This window comes from Methylobacterium mesophilicum (assembly GCF_036441335.1).
Lineage (GTDB): Bacteria > Pseudomonadota > Alphaproteobacteria > Rhizobiales > Beijerinckiaceae > Methylobacterium > Methylobacterium mesophilicum_B.
Map to the genome: position 1 here is coordinate 690,589 of NZ_MLBW01000034.1, position 18,811 is coordinate 709,399.

Below are 18,811 nucleotides of genomic sequence, written 5' to 3' on the forward strand. Positions count from 1 at the left end.
CGGCGCCCGCAGGCGGATGGTGTGGGGGCGGGCGCCTCAGGCGGAAGGCCCCTGAGCCCGCCCGCGCAGGGCCTCCTGGAACGCCGCGAAGACCCGGCGCATCTGCGGCGCCTTGTAGGGAAACAGGTCCACCGGATCCATGTCGTGGACGACCATCCCGGTATCGGCCTCGAAGATCAGCAGCCGGCCGTCCGCGCTCTCGGCGCAGTCGATGATCAGGTAATCGAGGCCGATCCTGCGGTGGATCTCGGCGAAGGCGGCGCGGTGGCGCTCGGCGAAGTCGGTGTCGAACGTGGCCATCGCGGTGGCCTCCACCTGCCGCTTCACCGGATCCTCCAGCATGCCGGCATTGAGGTAGTGGATCATCCAGTGGTCGCGGATGGCCATGTGGCACAGGAACGGCACGCCGTCGATCAGGACGACGCGGAGCTTCCGGAACAGGCCGTCGGGACCGCGGTAGTCACAGTACTGCGTGACGTAGAACGCCTCGGCGGCCGTGTGCGCGAGGTAGAGCTGCAGATCTTCCGCCCGATCGATCTTCTGCAGATCGTTGCCGGCATGCGTGTCCAGGGGCCGGACGAGGAGCGGGTAGGTCGGGCCCTCCGTCTGGCGGGACACCGCCGCGATCAGGACGGACCGGCTCACGCGGACCACGTCGGGCGCCAGGATCCCCCCCGCGCCGCGGAGCGCGTCCGCGATCCCGTGGCGGGAGGTCTTGAGGACGTGGCGCGGGTGATTGACGATCGGCCGCGTCCAGTGGTCCGCCGCCGCCGCGAGGGCTTCCAGGAGCGGCTCGGCGGTCCGCGAATAGGCGATGCCCGTGACGATCACGTCGTGCGCCGGCAGATCGCGCGGCAGCGGCTCTCCGGGCCGGAGGTAGAGGTAGGTGAGGCCGAAATCACCGTCGTTCAGCAGGAAGTCGATCGGCGTGTTGGCCATCAGATCGCCGGCCGTGACCAGGACGAGGACGCGGATTCGCGCCGGATCCGGGTTCGAGCGCAGCGAGAAGAGGCGCTGCCCGTCCAGGACCTCGTTCTGGAGTGCGAGGCCTTCCGTGAAGCGGTGCTTCAGCAGCAGGATCGTCGCCATATCGAGCGCCGTCCCCGCGTCGAGAGCGCTGTCGCCGCCCTCCGCGAGGATCTCTGCGGCCAGGGCGGCCATGTCGGCGCCCTCGAAGGCCGCCCGGATGAGGCGCGCCGGGCCGATCATCGGGTTCGGGTTGTCGATCCCCGCAACGTGCGCTTGCATCAGAGCCTCCGAGCCGTGGGACCGCCCCGGCGATCCCGGAAGCGCGATCAGGTGTTTGGAATCGCGCTCCGCGGCACGACACCCGCATTCAAACCCCACGGAGGTTTACGAAGCGCTAACCATGTTGGCGGGCGCGGCGACGCGATGCTCAACCGCGCCGGGGCGCGGCGCCCGCACGCCGGAGCGCCTCGGCCAGGGCCCCGCCCGCCGCGGGTTCCGGGCTCGGAGTCGGACGGCTCCGCGGCGCGTCCTGCCGCGGCTCGTTCGTCCGCCGGACCGGCTGCGCGGGCTCGACGGGATCGTCGAGGCGCATCGACAGGGCGATGCGCTTGCGCGGGACGTCGACGTTGAGGACCAGCACCCGGACGACCTCACCGAGCCGCACCACCTCGGTGGGCGACGCGATCCGCCGCCGGGCCATCGCCGAGATGTGGACGAGTCCGTCCTGATGGACGCCGATGTCCACGAAGGCCCCGAAGGCGGCGACGTTGGTGACCACGCCCTCCAGCTGCATGCCGGGCTTGAGATCCCCAATCGTCTCGACGCCCTCCTGGAAGTGCGCGGTCTTGAATTCCGGCCGCGGGTCGCGCCCCGGCTTCTCGAGCTCCGCGATGATGTCGCGCACGGTCGGCAGGCCGAAGCGCGCGTCGACGAACGGCTCCGGCGCGAGGCGGCCGAGGAGCGCGCCGTTGCCGAGCAGGACGTGGATGTCGCTCTTCGTCGCCTGGAGGATGCGGCGGACCACCGGGTAGGCTTCCGGGTGGACGCCCGACCCGTCGAGCGGGTCGTCGCCGCCCTGGATACGGAGGAAGCCCGCGGCCAGCTCGAAGGTCTTCGGGCCCAGACCCGGAACCTTCTTGAGCGCCGCGCGCGTCCGGAACGGACCCTGTGCGTCGCGATGGGCCACGATCCGCGCCGCCATCGCGCCGCCGAGGCCGGAGACCTGCGCCAGCAGGGCCGGGGAGGCCGTGTTGACGTCCACTCCGACGGCGTTGACCGCGTCCTCCACCACCGCCGAGAGCGACCGCGACAGCTTCGCCTCGCTCACGTCATGCTGGTACTGACCGACGCCGATCGACTTGGGATCGATCTTGACCAATTCCGCCAGGGGATCCTGGAGGCGGCGCGCGATCGACGCGGCGCCGCGATGGGACACGTCGAGGTCGGGCAATTCCTTGGCGGCGATCTCGGAGGCCGAGTAGACCGAGGCGCCGGCCTCGGAGACCATGACCTTCGCGAGAGGCAGGTCCGGGTTGGCCGCGATGATCTCCGCGGCGAGACGCTCGGTCTCGCGGGACGCGGTGCCGTTGCCGATGGCGAGAAGCTCGACGCCGTGCAGGCGGCACAGCCGGCCGAGCGTCGCGACGGCCTCGCGCCAGCGCCGCTGCGGCTCGTGCGGGTAGGTCGTCTCCACCGCGACGACCCGCCCGGTTCGATCCACCACCGCGACCTTCACGCCGTTCCGATAGCCCGGGTCCAGGCCCATCGTCGCCCGCCCGCCCGCCGGGGCGGCGAGCAGCAGATCCTTGAGGTTGCCGGCGAAGACCGTCACGGCCTCGTCCTCGGCGCGCTCGAAGAGTCGGCCGCGCAGATCCTGCTTGATCCCGGTCCGGATCTTCGTCCGCCAGGCCGCGCGGACCGTGTCGAGGAGCCACGCATCGCCGGCCCGCCCGCGCGCGGCGATCTCGAAGCGGCGGCAGATCGCCGTCTCGAAGGGCCCGGGGAGGCCGGGCGCCGACTCCTCGCCTTCCGCGGCGAAGGCGACGTCGAGCACCTCTTCCCGCTCGCCACGGAAGATCGCCAGGATCCGGTGCGAGGGCATGCGCTCCAGCCGCTCGGTCCAGTCGAAGTAGTCCGCGAACTTTGCCCCCTCGTTCGCCTTGCCCTTGCGAACCTGCGTGACGAGCTGGCCGGTCCGCCAGTAATCCGCCCTCAGGCGCCCGACGAGGTCGGCGTCCTCGGCGAAGCGCTCGATCAGGATGGCCCGGGCACCCTCCAGCGCCGCCTCGACGTCCGGCACGCCGCGCGCGCCCGACACGTGAGCGGCTGCGACCGACTCGGGCGCGCGGTCGGGTCGGGTCAGCAGGGCCTGAGCCAGCGGTTCGAGGCCGGCTTCGCGGGCGGTTTGCGCCTTCGAGCGCCGCTTGGGCCGGAAGGGCAGGTACAGGTCTTCCAGCCGCGCCTTCGTGTCGGCGGCGTCGAGGGCCGCCGCCAGGGACGGGGACATCTTTCCCTGCGCCGTGACGCTCGCGACGATCGCGGCGCGCCGCTCGCTGAGGTCGCGCAGGTAGGACAGTCGCTCCTCCAGCCTGCGCAGCTGCGTGTCGTCGAGGCCGCCCGTAGTCTCCTTCCGATAGCGCGCGATGAACGGCACGGTCGCGCCGCCGTCGAGGAGCGCGACCGCGGCGGCAACCTGCGCCTCCCCGACACCGAGTTCCTCGGCGATCAGAGCGTTCACGGCTTTCATGGCTTCTCCGACTGGGGTCGCGGCGACGGACAGGTCGCCGACGTGGAGCGCCAAGCCGTCGGAAACAAGGCGATGGTCAGGCGCCCGGTCGCGCCTCCGCCTCCGCCTTCGCGGCCCGGGCGCAGTCCAGGATGCGGTGCCGGGCGACCGGATCCTCGATCGCGAACCACAGGTTCAGCAATTCCTCGGTCATCGAGAGGTCATCGTGCTGGCCGGACTCGAAAAAAACGTCGACCGAACAACCGAGAGTCTCGGCCAGATCGCCGAGGATGCGGCGCGACCGCTCGTTCGGAACCCTGTTCTCGTTCACCATCGCGTCGATCCGCCTCGCAGCGCCTACAGGTGCTGCCGCAAGAATGCCCTCGCTCCCGCCCGCAACGGCCTAGAGCATCGAGATCCAGACAATCCAGTCAAGTCCGGGCGTCGCCGTGGCGATGGGGCGTCAGGCAACCGAGTGCGCATCCCAGTCTCGCGTGCCAGTCTCGCGTGCCAGTCTCGCGCGGAGGTCGCAGTCACCGGGGATCGCGGGCTGGCCGCCGGCTTCGCCTGGCACGGATCTCGCACAACCGTCTGTGGATCAGATCGCGAAGGATAGCTGGCACGATACTGAACAACCGACCTTCCGGCGATCCGTCCGCGAGGACGAAAGTCTTCGCGCGGCGCGGCGAGCGAACAGCACGCCTCGACGACCGAAACGCGACGTCATCGGGATGTCACCCGCTCGTGGAATTCTTCCTCTCGCATGTCCCGGAAAGGGAGGCGCCTGTGCAGTTCGAGATCCGAGAGCGCAGCCGGTCGCTCTGGTCCTGGGTTCTCGTCAACGAGACAGACGAGCCCGTCATCGAATCGCGACGCTGCTTCCCGTCCCGAGCCCAGGCCACGGCTGCGGCCCTGGCCTTCTCGCAGCTCGTCGCCCGCGCCGGGCGGAGCTTGGGCGGTGGCCCGCGCCAGGTCGGCTTTCTCTGACGCCGCCGCCGGACGCGCGGAAGTCAGGTCGTCCGGATCCGGTGGCGCACGAGGCTGACGACGCTCGTCGCGGCGATGACGCAGCCCACCCCCATCGCGCCGAGGCAGCTGATGGTGCGTATCGGTTCGCCGCGGGCCAGGACGATGGCCACCGCGAGCGGCAGGAGCAGGAACACGAACAGCAGGGTCATGACCGGATCCGAGTGACGATGTTCGAGTCTAGGATCCGAATGGTTAATCACTTCTCACGGTTCGGTCCTGTCGGCCGACACGATGGCCCTTACGATCGTCGCGGACCGACACTTCTCTGCGAGCGGCACCGAGCGTTCCAGGCGCTCGCGCCGGCTGCGGACGCGCCGCGGGCTGCCGTACCGGGATCAGCGTCCGCTCTCGTCGAGGCGGACGAGCCTGTCCACCAGGGCCCGATCGTGCAGGAGCGCCATCCGCTCCTTCGGCGAGAGCCAAGCCTGGGCCTCCGCGACCGTCTCGGCCTCGCAGATCTTGGCGGTGGCGAGCGTCTGAGCGGGATCGATCGCGCCCCGGGGCCGCCGCTGTCCCACGGGAAGCATGCGGGTGTGGGCGCGCGCGAGTTCGGGATCGCCGTGAAGGGCCGCGAGGGAATCGGCGTCGTCGAACCCGAGCTGCGCGTTGCGGACCGCGAGGGAGGCGGCCCGGACCGCGATCTCCGGCGGCGCGGCCTCTTCCGGCGTGGCGAGGAGCAGGCGGCGCTTCAGCGCTAGGCCGAGCCCGAGCTGGCCGCTGGCCCAGGAGATCGGGATCGCCAGCACCAGGCCGAGGATCGTCGGGCTCATCCAGAGGAACAGCGAGGTCGCGATCGCGAAAGCGGCGACACCCGCCACCAGGCCCAGCAGCGTGTGCCAGCGATGGCGGGCGACGATGTCGCGCAGCGGGATCGAGCCGTCGTCGCGCCGCTGCGGGTTCCAGCCCGTGTCCCGTCCGAGCAGGATTCCCATCACGGAGCCCGACTGGATCACCATCGCCACCGGCGCCACGAGGGCGGACAGCAGGATCTCGACGAGGCTCGACAGGACGAGCCGCCCGGCCCCCCCGCAGGCGCGCCGCACCGGGCCGTCCAGCAGCGCCAGGATCAGGCCGAGAAACTTCGGCGCCAGCAGGACCGCCATGGTGAGGCCGAACAGCTGGAGCGCGCGGACCGGGTCGAAGCGCGGGAAGACCGGCGAGAAGCCGGCGCCGCCGAAATAGTCCGGCCGCTCCGTGGCCGTCTGGAGCACCAGCAGGATACCGACCACCAGCTGCAGCAGCCACAGCGGCGACGCGAGATAGCCGGCGATCCCGGTGGCGAAGTGCTGCCGGGTGGCGGGATGCAGCCCGGCTGCGCCGATCACCCGCGCGTGCTGGAGATTGCCCTGCGCCCAGCGCCGGTCGCGCACGGCCACGTCGATCAGCGAGGGCGGGCTCTCCTCGTAGGAACCCGGCAGGCGGTGAAGCATGTACACCGCCCAGCCCGCGCGGCGGATCAGGGCCGCCTCGACGAAGTCGTGGGACAGGATGTGCCCGCCGAAGGGCGGCTTCCCTCGCAGGTCCGGGAGGCCGCAGGAATCCGCGAAGGCGCGAGTCCGGATGATCGCGTTGTGGCCCCAGTAATTGCCGTCGCGCCCGGACCACGCGGCCAGGCCCGCGGCGATGACCGGGCCGTAGATCCGGGCGGCGAATTGCTGGAGCCGGGCGAACAGGGTGTTGCGGTTGATGATGAGGGGGAGCGTCTGGATGATGCCGGCGTCCGGATCCGCCTCCATGGCGGCCGCGAGCGCCACGACCGCGGATCCGCTCATCAGGCTGTCGGCGTCCAGCACGAGCATGTGGTCGTAGCGGCCGCCCCATCGGGTGACGAAGTCGCCGATGTTGCCGGCCTTGCGGTGATGATTCTTCGGGCGGTGCCGGTAGTAGAGCCGGGCCTCGGGGCCGAGCCGGTCGCGCAGGTCGAGATAGGCCCGCTCCTCGGCGATCCAGGCGTCCGGCTGGGTCGAATCCGAGAGGACGAACCAGTCGAAATGAGCGCCGAGGCCGGTCGCCTCGACCGCCTCGCGCATCGCCTCGACGCCCGCGAAGGTGCGGGCCGTGGCCTCGTTGTAGACCGGCATCAGGATCGCGGTCCGCGTGCGCAGCGCCGTCGGGACCGGCCTCGGCCGGGGCCGGCGCAGCAGCGTCCCGAAGCCGAGCACCGCGCTGGTGAAGGCCAGGGCGATCCACGAGAAGGTCAGGCAGAACAGCACGACGAGCACGAGCTGGAGCGCGGTCGGGCTGCCGGAGACCGACACGGTCTCGACCATCTGCCAGCCGCCGAAGGCCGTCAGGGCCAGGGCGCCGCCGAACACCAGGACCCGCTCGGGCCAGGGCGTCCGGACCCGGCGCTCCGGCCGATGCCCGAGGCCCGGATCCCATCGGGCCAGATCCTGGACGGGCATGGACAGAGGCGCTTCGGGCGGGAGGTAGCGGCCGCCGTCGGTCGCGGTGTCGCGGCCGGACACGGAGTCCGTCGCTGGCGGCAAGGTCATGGTCTCGTCCAGTCGCACGGGGTTGGCCGGTCCTCGGCTGTCGGGTTGGAAGTCAGGGCGTCCAGCGGAACAGCCAGGTCTCGCTGGCCCGGGCCTGGCCGCGCCGGAGCGCGAGGCGCAGCTCGCTCGCGCGCTCGCTCCCCGGATCGAGCTCGAACAGGATCCGCAGGGTCCTACGATCGGGGTACCGAAACCGTTCCTGGCGCGTGATCGTCCCGGCCGAGGCGCCGAGGTCGACGTCGATGTCGCCGGGCTGGAACAGCGCGTCGCCCTCGAAATCGACCGCGAAGAGCCGGCGATTGCCCGCGCTGCCGTGGCCGCAGCGGCTGTCGCGCACGCGGGCGATCTCGGGCGGCAGCGGGTCCGGCCAGCCCTTCGACCAGTGCTGCCGGCACTGGAAGCGCATCTCGGCGCCCTTCGCCAGCTTCGCCTTGGGACGCCAGTAGGCGAAGACGTTCTCGTTCAGCTCGGAATCGCTCGGGATCTCCAGCAGCGTCACCGCGCCCTCGTTCCAGTCGTCGAGGGGTTCCAGCCACAGGGACGGGCGCTGTTCCCAGTGCCGGTGGTCGTCCTGGAAGTCGTCGTAGGCGCGCGCGCGCTGCATGAGGCCGAAGCCCTTGGGCCCGCGATCCACGAAGGCCGAGACCTGCAGCGCCTCCGGGTTGTGCACGGGGCGCCAGATCGGCTCGCCGTAGCCGTTGTGGATCGCCAGGCCCTCGACCGAGAAGGCCGCGGCGCGCAGGTCGTCGACCCGTTTCCGGTCGAGGGCGCCGAACAGGAAGCTGCCCTGCATGCCGCCGAGGCCGATATGGTCGAGCTCGGCCCGGGCGAAGACCGTTCCGTCGATCTGCGCCGTGGAGACGTCGCGTCCCGGCGTCAAGGTGATCTTGAACGCCGCGGTCGCCGATTCCGACTCCGCCAGGGCGTGGACGATCACCGGCTGCCCCGCCTGCGGCGTCTCGACGAACAGCGCCCGGAACAGCGGGAACTCCTCGCCGCGGGAATCGGCCGGCCGCAGGGCGAGCGCCCGGGCGTTGATGCCGAAATCCTGGCCCTCGGCGACGAGGCGGAAGAACGAGGCGCCCTGGAACAGGGCGAAGTCCGACAGCCCGTCGGCGCCGTCGAACCGGGCGCGGAGGCGGAAGCCCGAGAACGCCGTATCGGCGGTCAGGTCGGGCAGCTCCAGGCCCGGGGCCGCGAAGGCGGCCCTCTCGTAGCCGACCGGTTGCACGAGGCCGTTCTGCACGACGTACAGCGACACCGGCGTCTCGAAGATCGAGCCGCGCAGGAGCGGCTCCAGGACGTAACCGACGTTCCGGTCGGCCCAGGTCGCGCGGCCGTCGGCGGAGCGGATGGCCTCGTAGGCCTCGCGGGAGAGGTTCTTGAGGACGGCCGGCACGTCACCGGTCTTCGGCGCGGTGTAGGGGGCGGCGGCCCGGGCGCGGGCGAGGTCGGTCAGCGTGTTCGTCTCGAACGCCTCCCCGCTGCCCGGCAGGGCCGGGGCCTTCTCCGGGTCGGCCGCCCGCGCGGCCGCCGGGACCAGTCCGGCGGCCACACCGAGCGCGCCGCCCAGGACGGCGCGTCGTGTCGCGGTGGCGGGGAATCCGGGTGCGATCGTCATTCAGGCGGTCGTCTCGCGTCACGGGGCACGGGGCGGGATGCCCCCTGTATACGGACAGGCCGGCTGAACCCAGGGTTAAGCAACCGCTTGAACCGCAAGGGGCTCCGTTGACTTAACCCGAGCCGGCTCTCTAATTCGGCCGACTGCATCGGAACGGGGGAGGCAGCATGGGATCGTTGCGAGTGACTGGCCACGGCGTGGATCTCGGCGAGAGTCTGCGCGGCCGCGTCGAGGAACGGATGTCGGCGATTCAGGCCAAGTATCTCGACTCGCACATGCACGATTCCTGCAACGGCCACGTCACGCTCCGGCGCGACGGCACCGCCTTCCGGACGGATTGCGTGCTGCACCTCGTCTCCGGCCTGACGATCGAGGCGAACGGTTTCGCCCACGACGCGCGGTCGAGCTTCGAGCAGACCGCCGAACGCCTGGAGACCCGGCTGCGCCGCTACAAGCACAAGCTCAAGCAGCACGCGACAGGCCCGGGCGACGCCGCGGCGGTCGAGGCCGCCTACGCGGTGTTCGCCGCCCCGGAGGAAGAGGAGGAGGACGTCGCCGCCGAGGGCGACGCCCACCCGCCGATCGTCGCCGAGAGCACCAAGACCCTCCAGCGCCGCACCATCGGCGAGGCGGTGACGGCTCTCGACATGACCGGATCCCCAGTGGTTGTGTTCGTCCACGCTGGCACCGGTCGCGTCAACGTCGTATACCGGCGGAGCGACGGAGCGATCGGCTGGGTGGACCCGCCGAGCGCCACCGAGTGACGCTGCGGGTCGGGAGTAACGGAGCCGGAACCGGCCGGTTTTCCCGCTGATTGAACCTAGCGGGGGCGCGGCCGGAAAGGTCGTCGACGCCCCTGCGACGAGGCCCGCTTCCTCGCGAACGGGCGACGGGGCAACGGTCGTTCGATGCCAGTTCTGGAATTCCTCGACCCCGAGTCGGTCGTGCCGGGCCTGCGCGCCCGCGCCAAGAAGCAGGTGCTGCAGGACCTCGCCGCGCAGGCGGCGCGGCGCCTGCCCGCCCTCGGCGAGCGCGCCGTCTTCGACACGCTCCTCCAGCGCGAGCGGCTCGGATCGACCGGCATCGGCGACGGCGTGGCGATCCCGCACGGCAAGCTGCCCGGCCTGGACCGCCTGTTCGGGCTGTTCGCGCGGTTCGACCGGCCGGTGGATTTCGAGGCCCTGGACGGCCAGCCGGTGGACATCGCCTTCCTGCTGCTCGCCCCCGAGGGCGCCGGCGCCGATCACCTGAAGGCCCTGGCGCAGGTCGCCCGCATCCTGCGCGAGCCGGGCATGCTCGCGCATATCCGCGCCGCCCGCGACGCCGGCGCGCTCTACGCCCTCCTGACGCGCTCGACGGCGCCGCAGGCCGCCTGATGATCCCGACCTTCCGTATCGCCGCCGCCCTGACCCTCGCGGCCGGGATCTCCGGCGCCGCCGTCGCCCAGGGCGAGACCACCTGCGCCCGCGACGTCCTGGTGGCGCAGTCGATGCAGCGCCAGGCCCTCGACCAGCTGGAGCAGGCCGACGGCGACGATGCCAAGAACTGCCGCGTCTGGCGGCGTCACGTGGAGACGATGCGGCGCGTGGCGAGCGTCTACGGCCGCTGCCTGTCGGGCTCGGAACGCAGCGAGCGCCTCGCCCAGGTCCAGGGGTCGGACCGCGAGTTCTCGGCGGCGATCAAGGCGCGCTGCAAGGGCCAGTAGGTCGGGCCGTCGGTCGGGGGGGCGGCGCGCCGCGCCCTCAATCGACGCCGCGCAGCATGAGCGGCTCGGCCACCATCTTCACCGGCTTGCCGCGCCCGATCAGGATCGCGGCGCGGGAGCGCTCGGGATCGGCCTCGAAGCGCGTGCGGACCCAGCTCACCAGGAACTTCACGTACTCGGACGCCAGGAGGCGCGCGGCCGGCGGGTTCTGCCACCAGCGGTCAGCATCGAAGGCCTCGGTCACGACCGGATGCGGCAGAACGCGGTCGCTGTCCTGCAGGGCGTGGTCGAGTTCGACCAGCGTCCGCGGCATGTGGTAGTTCGAGGTCACCACCGCGACGGTGCTGAAGCGGTGCGCGCGCATCCAGCGGCGCGTCTCGATGGCGTTGCCGATCGTGTTGCGCGCCCGGTAGTCGAGATCCACGCAGCAGGCGATCAGGTTCCGCTGGGTCGGGTTCAACCGGGCGATCTCGTCGCGGCTGGTCCGCTCGTTGACCCCGGTGATGAGCAGGCGCCGGCCGTAGCCGCCGGCGAGCAGGTCGATCGCGTCGCCGATCCGCTGGGCGCCGCCGGTCAGCGCGACGATCCCGTCGGCCCGGTCGGTCGGCATCCGCTCGTGGCGAGCGACAGCGCTGACGAAGATCAGGAATCCGGCGAAGAGGGCCAGCGTCCCGAGGCCGGCACCGAGGCTGCAGGTCCAGAGGGCGATCCGCCGCCGGCCGCGCGGGCGCACGACGGCGCGGCGCGGGACAGCCCACTCGTGCCAGGCCCAGCCGACAGCGTCGGTCGAGGGCGGATCCGATGCGCGCAGCATACGCGTGGTCATCCTCCGGAGAATCGGCGCCGATTGCGGCGGCTCCGAGGCCGGCGCGATCGACTGTTTCCACACCGCAACGATAAAGTTTCCAGATGGTAAACGCGCCGGGACGACCCCCTATTTCCACGTCTCCGTGACGCAGCGGAGCGTCAAGCCAGGAAGCGCCGCACGGTCACGCGCGAGACGACGCCCGTGACGAGGGACGCGATGACGCCGATCAGGATGACGCTGGCGTAGCCGCGCGGGCCGATATGGAACGCGCCGAACAGTGCCTCGACCTCCTGACCGGCCGGCCCGGAGCGCGCGGCCCGGGCCAGCAGGCCGGCGATCACGAAGGCGACGAGGGCGAGACCCGCCCCGATCGCGCCGCCGCGCAGGCCGAGGCCGAAGAACCGCCGCTGGAAGGCCCGGGCGATGTAGTCGTCGTCGGCGCCGACGAAATGCAGCACCTCCACGACCTCGCGGTTGCTCGCCATGGCACCGCGGGTCGCGAAGGTCACCGCGAGACCGGTGGCGATCAGCACGAGCAGCACGAGCCCGATCCCGATCCCCACGAAGGCGTTGGCGGCCGTCGAGAGCCGCTGCAGCCAGAGGGCGTGGTCGTCGAGGCTGGCCACGCCCGGCAGCGCCTCGACGAGACGCGATCGCAGACGCTTCAGGTCGGCCGCCTGGCCGCTCGAGAGCTTGAGGGCGATGAGGCGCGGCACCGGGAGGTCGGAGAGGTCGAGCCCGGTCCCGAGCCACGGCTCGAGCAGGCGCTCGGCCTCGGCCTTGCTGAACGCGCGCGTCTCGGCGATCCCCGGCTCGGCCTTGGCGATGGCGTCGGCGCGGGCGACGTCGGCGTCGACGTCGCGGCCGGGTCCGGGCCGGACCTGGATCGTCACCTCGCGCGCCACGTCGCCCTGCCACTGGGCAGCGTTCGTCGCGACCATCTCGGCCGCGCCCGCGCAGAGGCCCGCGAGGAAGGTCAGGATCGCGATGACCGCCGCCAGGGAGCGGCCGGCCGCCGTGTCGGTGGGCACGAGCGGCGCGTTGCGGCGCAGGTTGGCCGGCATCGACGGGTCGGGCGGCACGGCCGATCCACCGGGCTTCGTCCGCGGCATCGCCTGAGTGCTCATTCCTCGATCCGCAGCCGGCCTTCGCCCAGGACCATCCGGCGGGCATCGACGGAGTCCATGATGCCGAAATCGTGGGTCGCGATGATGACCGACGTCCCGAGCTTGTTCAGTTCCAGGAACAGGCGCAGCAGACGCCGCCCGAGGCCCGGGTCGACGTTGCCGGTGGGCTCGTCCGCGAGCAGCAGGTCGGGCCGCGCGATCAGCGCCCGGGCGATGGCGGCGCGCTGCTTCTCACCGCCCGACAGCAGCGGCGGCAGGGCGTGCATGCGCTCGCCCAGCCCGACCCAGCGCAGCAGCTCGACCACCTCGGCCCGGTAGCTCGCCTCGGCACGGCCCTGGACGCGCAGGGGCAGGGCGACGTTCTCGTAGGTGGTCAGGTGGTCGAGGAGCCGGAAATCCTGGAACACCACGCCCATCCGGCGCCGGAGCCCGGTCAGCGCCTTCGCGGAGATGTCGCTCACCTCCTCGCCGAAGATCGAGACGAGCCCGCGGGTCGGGCGCACCGACAGCAGGATGAGGCGCAGCAGCGTGGTCTTCCCGGCGCCGGACGGACCGGTCAGGAACTGGAACGAGCGCGGCGCGATGCGGAAGCTCACGTCGGACAGCACCTCCGGCCCGAGGCCGTAGCGCATGCCGACGTTCTCGAACTGCACCACCGGCCGCTCCGCGCCGGGCAGCAGGCTCTTCATGCTCGCCTGTAGGTTCAAAGCCGTGCCGTATCTCGTCTGTCCCTCCCTCGGGAATCGCCGGAGCGCCGGGCGTTTTCAAGGCCTCGGGAGTTTCACGGCCCCTTAACCCTGTCCGGCGACACTTCTTCAAGCACTTCACTGTCCGGCCCGGTCGCGGCCGATCGATGCGAGTATGGCGCGGATGCTGATCGCCTGCCCGAGCTGCGCGAGCGAATATCGCATCGACGCCAGCAAGGTCGGCATGGAGGGCCGCTCGGTCCGCTGTGCCGCCTGCCGCGAGACGTGGTTCATCTCGCCGGCCGACGTCCTCGCCGGTCACGAGGCGGAGCTGGCCGCGCAGACCGAGACCGATCCCGTCGCGGACGCGGCCTGGGAGGAGGCGACCGCCTCGGTGCGGAGCGCGACCGACGTCCCGACTCCCGGAGACGGGCGGCCTGCCAAGCCCAGGAAGCCCGCCAGGAAACCCGCCAGGAAACCCGCCGGGGCGGCGCGCCGCGCCATCCCGGGCCTGACACCGTCGCTGGCGTTCGGCCTGACGCTCCTGGCGGCGATCCCGCTGGTCTGCCTCGCCCGCACGAGCGTGGTCCGCGCCGTCCCGCAGACCGCCTCCCTGTTCGCCCGCATCGGCCTGCCGGTGAACGTGCGCGGCATCGAGATCCGCGACGTCGTCGCCTTCAACAACCCGCCCGAGGACGACAGCCCTGCGGAGCTCGTCATCGAGGCCGACCTCGTCGGCGTCGCCCGCTCGGACGCGCCCGTGGCGCCGCTGAGCGTCGAGATCCGCGATGCCGGCGGCCGGACGATCAAGACGTTCTCGGTCCCCCCGCCGCGGACGGTGCTCGCCGCGACCGAGACCGCGCGGTTCCGCGCGAGCCTGCCGTCGCCGCCGGCCGCCGGGCGTGCGGTCGTGCTGCGTTTTGCCGACGCGTCCGCGACCGGCCCCGGCCCGCGGGTGGCAGCGGCGGACCGTTGAGGCAGGTCCGCGTCGGCACTGAGCTCAGGTTGTGCATGACGATCGGATCTGCAACCTTCTCGCAGGGGGTCCCGTTGCGGGCGTGAGCGTCGGCCGTCGCGGGCGCCCGAGGCCGTCGTGCTTTGAGCGTTCACCAAACCGTCCCCATCCTCGTCGAGACGACCGACTCGGTCGAGCAGAAGCGCGCCTTCGACTATTGGCGCAGCACGGTTCTCGCGCGCGTCGACGCGACGTTGCTGGCGCCCGACGTCCCGTTCGCGGCCGCCCGCCGCCTCGCGATCACCGGCCACGGCGCGGTCCTGCACACGCTGAGCAACCCGATCGCGGTCGAGCGCACGGCGCAGCACGTGCGCCGGGACGGGCACGACGACATCGCGATCGTGCTCCTCCTCCGAGGCAGCGGCTACGTCGAGCAGGGCAACGCGGGTGCCGTTCTGGATGCGGGGGACATCACCGTCCACGCGATGGATCAGCCCTTCGCGATCGGCAGCCGCGATCCCTACGAGGAGATCCGCCTCCAGGTGCCGCGCGCCGCGTTCCTGCGCCAAGTCGGCAACGTGAACGCCTTCGCCGGTCGCAGGCTCGGCGCGACGCCGCTCAGCAGCCTGTTCGCGACCTATCTCCGCTCGTTCTCCGAGACGATCGGCAGCCTGTCGGAGGCGGAGGCGGGCATCGCTCTGGAGGGCGTGCTGCACCTGCTCCGCGCTCTCGCGGACGGGCAAGCTGAGAAGACCGCCGAAGACCTGTCCGGCGACGCCGTGCGGTCCCTGGCCCTGGCCCACATCGAGCGCCGGCTCCACGATCCCGCCTTCGGGCCGGAATCTCTGCCGGCCGCCCTGCGGATCTCCAGGAGCCGCCTCTACGCGTCCTTCACGGGCGACGAGGGCGTGGCGGCGAAGATCCGCGACGCCCGGCTCGACCGGGCCTACCGGCGGCTCCGCGGTGGCACCCGCATCGGGCCAGTCATGACGAGCTGCGGCTTCACCGACGCGGCGACGTTCAGCCGCGCCTTCCGCCGCCGGTTCGGCGTGGCGCCGCGGGACGTGCTGGAACGCCGATCCTGACGCTCAGACGCGGCTGCCGCGCGGGTCGGCGGCCGTCCGCGCGGGTCCGGCCGCGCCCACGACCCGCCGCGCCCGCCCACGACCCGCCGCGCCCCGGCGGCGAGCCCGAGACCGAGGCGGATCGCGGCTACGCCGACCCGCGCGATCCGGATCTGAGCGGGCAGCTGGCGCGGACCGATCGGGCGATAGGCCAGGCGCGGGCTGGCGCGCTCCGCCTCCGCGATGGCCTGGCCGAGGGGCAGGGACGCGATGCGCCGCGCCTCGACGGGAGCGATGCCGATCGCCCGGGCCCAGCCGTCGCTCCGCGCGAGCGCCCCGCGGCCGTGCATCTGTCGGAAGCGCCGGCGCCAGAGGTAGCGCCGCACCGCGCGCGAGAAAATCTCCATCCGGGCGTCGCAGAGCGCGTCGGGCTCCTCGCAGCGGGAGCGGATCGTGTCGGCGACGCCGCCCGGAGCGCGCCCGGCGAGGCGCGCCGAGATGGTCACGCACACGTCGGTGGCGTGCCGGACCCGCAGCCCGTGCTCCAGCAGCCGCGCGATGAAGGCGCCGTCCTCCCCGAGCGGGATCTCGGGCATGCCGCCGACCGCCAGATAGGCGCGGCGTGTCACCGCGAGGGTCGCGCCGATCGCGGTCCGGTGACAGGGCCAGGGGTCGTTCGGATCGGGATCGATCCGCGCCTCGGCCTCGGTGATCAGGGCGTCGTACGTGTCCTCCAGCCGGCCGCGGGCGGGGAGCGAGGGCGGCAGCAGCGCCGCCTCGGCCGCGTCGAGCTCGACCCGGCCGGCGACCGCGTCGGCCCCGGCCGCGATCGCCGCGCGATTGCGCGCCACCCAGTCGGGCGGGACCCGGCTGTCGGCGTCGGTCGACAGGATGATCCCCGCATTCCCCGCATCACCCAGCCACGCGGCGGCGGCGTCCATGGCCCGGCGACGGGCCCATCCGGCATGGGCGCCGGAGAAGTTCTCGACGAACACCCGGACCGGGATCGACAGCGTCGGAACCAGCGCGGACACGAGCGTCTCCGTGTCGTCCGTGCAGTTGTTCAGGAACAGCACGAGCCCGACGCGCCCCGATCCGGCCCCCTCCTGGGCGTCGATCGCCCGCAGGCAGGCGGCGATACGCTCCTCCTCGTTGCGCACGGGCACGGCCACGATCGCGTCGGGACCGGGGACGTCTGACAAAGGGGGGCTCGGCACCGGTGACATTCTCCGCCGGACCCGTCGCGCGGGCCTCGTGCGGGCTTATGCCGGGGCTTCCCTGAACGGGACCGGACAGGTGGACCGGGCGACGCGCGCCGCGTCAGAGGGTCTTCTCGACGAGCCCCTCGATCCATTCCGGCTGGGTCTCGCCGACCGAGCGGCCGACCTCGGTCGCGCCCTTGTAGGCGATCAGCGTGCTCTGCATCCGCACGTTCAGGCGGCGCAGCAGGTCCTTCTGGCTGTCGAAATCGATGTCGAAGATCTGGAGATCCTTGAAACGCGGTTCGGCCGCGAGCTTCCCGAGGATCGGCTTCTGCGTTCGGCAGATCGGGCACCAGGGGGCGCTGACCGCGATCAGCACCGGCTTCCCGTCCCTCTGGGCGGCCTCGAAGGCGGCGTCCGAGAACGGCCGGGTCTCGCCCGCCCGAGCCGGACGCGGCCTACCGAGCAGGCCCGAGCCGGCGAGGGTGAGACCGACCAGCGCGAGGACGTGACGGCGAGTCTTCATGGCGTGCGATCCTCCCGCCACCCCGTCCGAGCGGAGGGCGCTGCTGTTGGCGGGATGCTACGTGGCGCGGCGGGGCCCGTCGCTGTGACCTGAGCGCCCCGAAGGCCGAAAGCCCGCGCGCCGGATCACATTGTCGAGACGTCGTCCGTCGGCGGCTCGGACGACCGGTCTTCCGCGACGAGCGCGGCGACGTCGTCGGAATTTACCGCGTCGATCGGGCGCCGGATCCGCAGGGCACGCGTGGGCGCGCCCGCCCGCATCACCAGCACGATCGTCTCCATGTCGGGGCAGCCCGGATCGGCGCAGGCGATCTCGTTGACCGCCAGCGCGTCGGCATCCGCGAGGCCGAGGGCCGTCCGCAACTCCTGCTTCAGGCGCGCCGCGATCGCCGCGCGCTCCGCCGAGCGGGCTCGCCACGCCTTGAGGCTCACGAAGGCCATGCGCGATGCTCGTCGTCCTGCGATGGAAGCCCCGTTACCGATGATGTAATAATGTTGCGCGAGCTGGGAGCGGTCAAGCGTCGCCCCATGCGCCTGAAACAACCGTCGTGTTCACCGGTCTTGTAGACGCCGACCTCCGAAACCCGACGTCGTTGGTCTTCGGACTCGACAGCGGCTCAGAGGTCCGGTGTGGTGTCATCGGCGCGCGAAGGATGTGAGATCTTGCGACCCTGGCGGGACGGGCCGGATGACCGGCGCAGCTACCATCACGGCAATCTGAAGGAAGCCCTCTTGGAGGCCGCGCGCCGGTTCATCGCCGAGCGCGGGATCGGCGGCTTCACCCTGGTCGATGCCGCGCGCCTGGTCGGCGTGACGCCGGCCGCGCTGTACCGCCATTTCCGGGGCCGCGAGGCGCTCCTCGAGGAACTCGCCGGCCGGGGCTTCGCGGAACTCGCCGCCCGTCTGGCGCGGGCCCTGACGTCGCGCGGGACGCCGCTGGAGCGGTTCACCCGGATGGGCGAGACCTATCTCGCCTTCGCCGAGGAGGAGCCGGCCTACTACGCGGCCATCTTCGAGACCCGCGGCGCACCCGCCGCCGGAGCCGATTCCGACACAGCCGCAGGCGCGGAGGCCCGGCCGAGCCCCTTCGACCTCCTGGTGGAGGCCCTGCAGGCGACCTTCGCGGACGGGTTCGGGGGCGTGGCGCCGCGCTTCATCGCCCTGGAAGTCTGGGCGCTGGCCCACGGTCTCGCGACCCTCTCGGCCGCCGGCCACCTGCCGCGCGGCCCCGGTTTTCCCGACAAGTACGAGCTGCTGCGGGCCGGCGTCCTCGCGCTGGTGCACGGGGCGGGTCGCGCCGGCGCGCGCGAGGGCGGCCGCGAACGGCCTTGAAAGGCACCCGCCGGACCCGCATGTTAACCGCGTTCACATGAACAGCGGAGCACAGCCGTGACCTCTCAATCCTCCTCTCCCTGGGCGACCGGCAGGCTCTGCCGGTCCGGCCCGTTCCCGCGTCGGTCCCTGGAGATCGGCGCGATCGTGGTCGGCTTCATCTACTGGTGGCCGGTCGGCCTCGCGCTCGTCGCCTGGAAGCTCGCCGGTTACCCGGCCTTCGCCGAGATGCGCGACGCCGCGCGCCGGACGGTCTCCGAGTTCGAGGGCGGGCGTCCCGCGTCCCGCTTCGCCCGCGCCTTCGAGGCTGCGAACCGCCGCGGCGGCAGCGGGAACGCGGCGTTCGACGAGTACCGCCGGGCCGAGCTCGACCGTCTGGAGGCGCAGCGGCGCGCCCTGGAGGAAGAGAGCCGCGCCTTCTCGGAGTTCGTCGAGGAGCTGAAGCGCGCCCGCGATCGCGAGCAGTTCGACGCCTTCATGGCCAAGCGCCGGACCGAGGGCGGCGGTCGCGCGGTCTGAGCCCGCGATACGACAGCGTCCGGGCGCAGCGCCCGGACGCGCCCCGGCT

General features: G+C 72.1%; 19 protein-coding genes and 1 pseudogene. 8 read left to right on the forward strand and 12 right to left on the reverse strand.

Translation table 11 applies throughout. The features are described 5' to 3' along the window. Positions 1-36: 36 nt before the first annotated feature. The 3 genes from MMR14E_RS23955 to MMR14E_RS23965 all read right to left on the reverse strand — a co-directional run bounded on the left by MMR14E_RS23955 (position 37) and on the right by MMR14E_RS23965 (position 4,028). On the reverse strand, positions 37-1,248 hold the full coding sequence (locus MMR14E_RS23955) for a hypothetical protein (protein WP_331317735.1): 1,212 nt from the start codon (positions 1,246-1,248) through the stop codon (positions 37-39). Between the two features lie 148 nt (positions 1,249-1,396). Next, a complete protein-coding gene (locus MMR14E_RS23960) occupies positions 1,397-3,715 on the reverse strand; it encodes a Tex family protein (protein WP_331317737.1) in 2,319 nt (772 codons plus the stop codon). 76 nt (positions 3,716-3,791) lie between these two features. Further along, complete coding sequence (locus tag MMR14E_RS23965; protein WP_331317739.1) at positions 3,792-4,028, reverse strand: hypothetical protein; 237 nt, start codon at positions 4,026-4,028, stop codon at positions 3,792-3,794. Positions 4,029-4,480: 452 nt separating this feature from the next. Between MMR14E_RS23965 and MMR14E_RS23970 the strand changes: the two genes are divergently transcribed. Beyond that, complete coding sequence (locus tag MMR14E_RS23970; RefSeq protein WP_331317740.1) at positions 4,481-4,681, forward strand: hypothetical protein; 201 nt, start codon at positions 4,481-4,483, stop codon at positions 4,679-4,681. A gap of 23 nt (positions 4,682-4,704) precedes the next feature. Here MMR14E_RS23970 and MMR14E_RS23975 read toward each other — a convergent pair whose 3' ends face one another. The 3 genes from MMR14E_RS23975 to MMR14E_RS23985 form a co-directional block, all read right to left on the reverse strand. After that, complete coding sequence (locus MMR14E_RS23975; RefSeq protein WP_012319939.1) at positions 4,705-4,872, reverse strand: hypothetical protein; 168 nt, start codon at positions 4,870-4,872, stop codon at positions 4,705-4,707. A 186-nt stretch (positions 4,873-5,058) separates the two neighbouring features. Continuing rightward, positions 5,059-7,218 (reverse strand): glucans biosynthesis glucosyltransferase MdoH, encoded by a 2,160-nt coding sequence (gene mdoH / locus MMR14E_RS23980; RefSeq protein WP_331317741.1) that lies wholly within the window; start codon positions 7,216-7,218, stop codon positions 5,059-5,061. A 52-nt stretch (positions 7,219-7,270) separates the two neighbouring features. Beyond that, positions 7,271-8,839: a glucan biosynthesis protein D gene (locus MMR14E_RS23985; RefSeq protein ID WP_331317742.1), complete on the reverse strand. Its 1,569-nt coding sequence runs from the start codon at positions 8,837-8,839 to the stop codon at positions 7,271-7,273. Positions 8,840-9,006: 167 nt separating this feature from the next. Here MMR14E_RS23985 and MMR14E_RS23990 point away from each other — a divergent pair, with 167 nt between their 5' ends. The 3 genes from MMR14E_RS23990 (at position 9,007) to MMR14E_RS24000 (ending at position 10,544) form a co-directional block, all read left to right on the forward strand. After that, entirely contained in the window at positions 9,007-9,603 is a 597-nt protein-coding gene (locus MMR14E_RS23990; RefSeq protein ID WP_331317743.1) for an HPF/RaiA family ribosome-associated protein, read from the forward strand. 144 nt (positions 9,604-9,747) lie between these two features. Beyond that, positions 9,748-10,215, forward strand: coding sequence for a PTS IIA-like nitrogen regulatory protein PtsN (gene ptsN / locus MMR14E_RS23995; RefSeq protein ID WP_331317744.1), 468 nt, complete (start codon positions 9,748-9,750; stop codon positions 10,213-10,215). Further along, the gene (locus MMR14E_RS24000; protein ID WP_331317747.1) at positions 10,215-10,544 is read left to right on the forward strand and encodes a hypothetical protein; all 330 of its coding nucleotides are present in this window, start codon (positions 10,215-10,217) and stop codon (positions 10,542-10,544) included. The genes ptsN and MMR14E_RS24000 overlap by 1 nt, the downstream gene beginning before the upstream one ends. A 37-nt stretch (positions 10,545-10,581) precedes the next feature. Here MMR14E_RS24000 and MMR14E_RS24005 read toward each other — a convergent pair whose 3' ends face one another. The 3 genes from MMR14E_RS24005 to ftsE form a co-directional block, all read right to left on the reverse strand. After that, positions 10,582-11,358: a YdcF family protein gene (locus MMR14E_RS24005; protein WP_331317749.1), complete on the reverse strand. Its 777-nt coding sequence runs from the start codon at positions 11,356-11,358 to the stop codon at positions 10,582-10,584. A 152-nt stretch (positions 11,359-11,510) separates the two neighbouring features. Continuing rightward, positions 11,511-12,479, reverse strand: a complete 969-nt coding sequence (locus MMR14E_RS24010; protein ID WP_331317750.1) for an ABC transporter permease — start codon at positions 12,477-12,479, stop codon at positions 11,511-11,513. Continuing rightward, positions 12,476-13,168, reverse strand: a complete 693-nt coding sequence (gene ftsE, locus MMR14E_RS24015; RefSeq protein ID WP_331317752.1) for a cell division ATP-binding protein FtsE — start codon at positions 13,166-13,168, stop codon at positions 12,476-12,478. The genes MMR14E_RS24010 and ftsE overlap by 4 nt, the downstream gene beginning before the upstream one ends. A gap of 181 nt (positions 13,169-13,349) precedes the next feature. On the opposite strand from ftsE, the gene MMR14E_RS24020 reads away from it, so the two are divergent. Both MMR14E_RS24020 and MMR14E_RS24025 read left to right on the forward strand, forming a co-directional pair. After that, a complete protein-coding gene (locus MMR14E_RS24020; RefSeq protein ID WP_331318643.1) occupies positions 13,350-14,141 on the forward strand; it encodes a zinc-ribbon domain-containing protein in 792 nt (263 codons plus the stop codon). A 122-nt stretch (positions 14,142-14,263) separates the two neighbouring features. Further along, positions 14,264-15,133, forward strand: a pseudogene (locus tag MMR14E_RS24025) (AraC family transcriptional regulator); the annotation flags it as partial. Here MMR14E_RS24025 and MMR14E_RS24030 read toward each other — a convergent pair. From MMR14E_RS24030 to MMR14E_RS24040, 3 genes are all read right to left on the reverse strand, one after another. After that, positions 15,067-16,386 (reverse strand): glycosyltransferase, encoded by a 1,320-nt coding sequence (locus MMR14E_RS24030; RefSeq protein WP_419539408.1) that lies wholly within the window; start codon positions 16,384-16,386, stop codon positions 15,067-15,069. The pseudogene MMR14E_RS24025 and the gene MMR14E_RS24030 sit on opposite strands and share 67 nt — an antisense overlap. 118 nt (positions 16,387-16,504) lie before the next feature. Then, positions 16,505-16,912: a thioredoxin family protein gene (locus MMR14E_RS24035; RefSeq protein WP_331317755.1), complete on the reverse strand. Its 408-nt coding sequence runs from the start codon at positions 16,910-16,912 to the stop codon at positions 16,505-16,507. A gap of 125 nt (positions 16,913-17,037) precedes the next feature. Beyond that, positions 17,038-17,352 (reverse strand): hypothetical protein, encoded by a 315-nt coding sequence (locus MMR14E_RS24040; RefSeq protein ID WP_331317757.1) that lies wholly within the window; start codon positions 17,350-17,352, stop codon positions 17,038-17,040. Between the two features lie 222 nt (positions 17,353-17,574). Here MMR14E_RS24040 and MMR14E_RS24045 point away from each other — a divergent pair, with 222 nt between their 5' ends. Together MMR14E_RS24045 and MMR14E_RS24050 are read left to right on the forward strand one after the other, a co-directional pair. Further along, positions 17,575-18,243 (forward strand): TetR/AcrR family transcriptional regulator, encoded by a 669-nt coding sequence (locus MMR14E_RS24045; protein WP_331317758.1) that lies wholly within the window; start codon positions 17,575-17,577, stop codon positions 18,241-18,243. A 57-nt stretch (positions 18,244-18,300) separates the two neighbouring features. After that, positions 18,301-18,762 (forward strand): DUF2852 domain-containing protein, encoded by a 462-nt coding sequence (locus MMR14E_RS24050; protein ID WP_331317759.1) that lies wholly within the window; start codon positions 18,301-18,303, stop codon positions 18,760-18,762. Positions 18,763-18,811 lie beyond the last annotated feature (49 nt).

Excerpts from the sequence above, each read along its gene's own strand:
- MMR14E_RS23955 (WP_331317735.1), bottom strand. The coding sequence starts at position 1,248 with ATGCAAGCGCACGTTGCGGGGATCGACAACCCGAACCCGATGATCGGC.
- MMR14E_RS23960 (WP_331317737.1), bottom strand. The coding sequence starts at position 3,715 with ATGAAAGCCGTGAACGCTCTGATCGCCGAGGAACTCGGTGTCGGGGAG.
- MMR14E_RS23965 (WP_331317739.1), bottom strand. The coding sequence starts at position 4,028 with ATGGTGAACGAGAACAGGGTTCCGAACGAGCGGTCGCGCCGCATCCTC.
- MMR14E_RS23975 (WP_012319939.1), bottom strand. The coding sequence starts at position 4,872 with ATGACCCTGCTGTTCGTGTTCCTGCTCCTGCCGCTCGCGGTGGCCATC.
- mdoH (WP_331317741.1), bottom strand. The coding sequence starts at position 7,218 with ATGACCTTGCCGCCAGCGACGGACTCCGTGTCCGGCCGCGACACCGCG.
- MMR14E_RS23985 (WP_331317742.1), bottom strand. The coding sequence starts at position 8,839 with ATGACGATCGCACCCGGATTCCCCGCCACCGCGACACGACGCGCCGTC.
- MMR14E_RS23990 (WP_331317743.1), top strand. The coding sequence starts at position 9,007 with ATGGGATCGTTGCGAGTGACTGGCCACGGCGTGGATCTCGGCGAGAGT.
- ptsN (WP_331317744.1), top strand. The coding sequence starts at position 9,748 with ATGCCAGTTCTGGAATTCCTCGACCCCGAGTCGGTCGTGCCGGGCCTG.
- MMR14E_RS24000 (WP_331317747.1), top strand. The coding sequence starts at position 10,215 with ATGATCCCGACCTTCCGTATCGCCGCCGCCCTGACCCTCGCGGCCGGG.
- MMR14E_RS24005 (WP_331317749.1), bottom strand. The coding sequence starts at position 11,358 with ATGCTGCGCGCATCGGATCCGCCCTCGACCGACGCTGTCGGCTGGGCC.
- MMR14E_RS24010 (WP_331317750.1), bottom strand. The coding sequence starts at position 12,479 with ATGAGCACTCAGGCGATGCCGCGGACGAAGCCCGGTGGATCGGCCGTG.
- ftsE (WP_331317752.1), bottom strand. The coding sequence starts at position 13,168 with ATGAAGAGCCTGCTGCCCGGCGCGGAGCGGCCGGTGGTGCAGTTCGAG.
- MMR14E_RS24020 (WP_331318643.1), top strand. The coding sequence starts at position 13,350 with ATGCTGATCGCCTGCCCGAGCTGCGCGAGCGAATATCGCATCGACGCC.
- MMR14E_RS24035 (WP_331317755.1), bottom strand. The coding sequence starts at position 16,912 with ATGAAGACTCGCCGTCACGTCCTCGCGCTGGTCGGTCTCACCCTCGCC.
- MMR14E_RS24040 (WP_331317757.1), bottom strand. The coding sequence starts at position 17,352 with ATGGCCTTCGTGAGCCTCAAGGCGTGGCGAGCCCGCTCGGCGGAGCGC.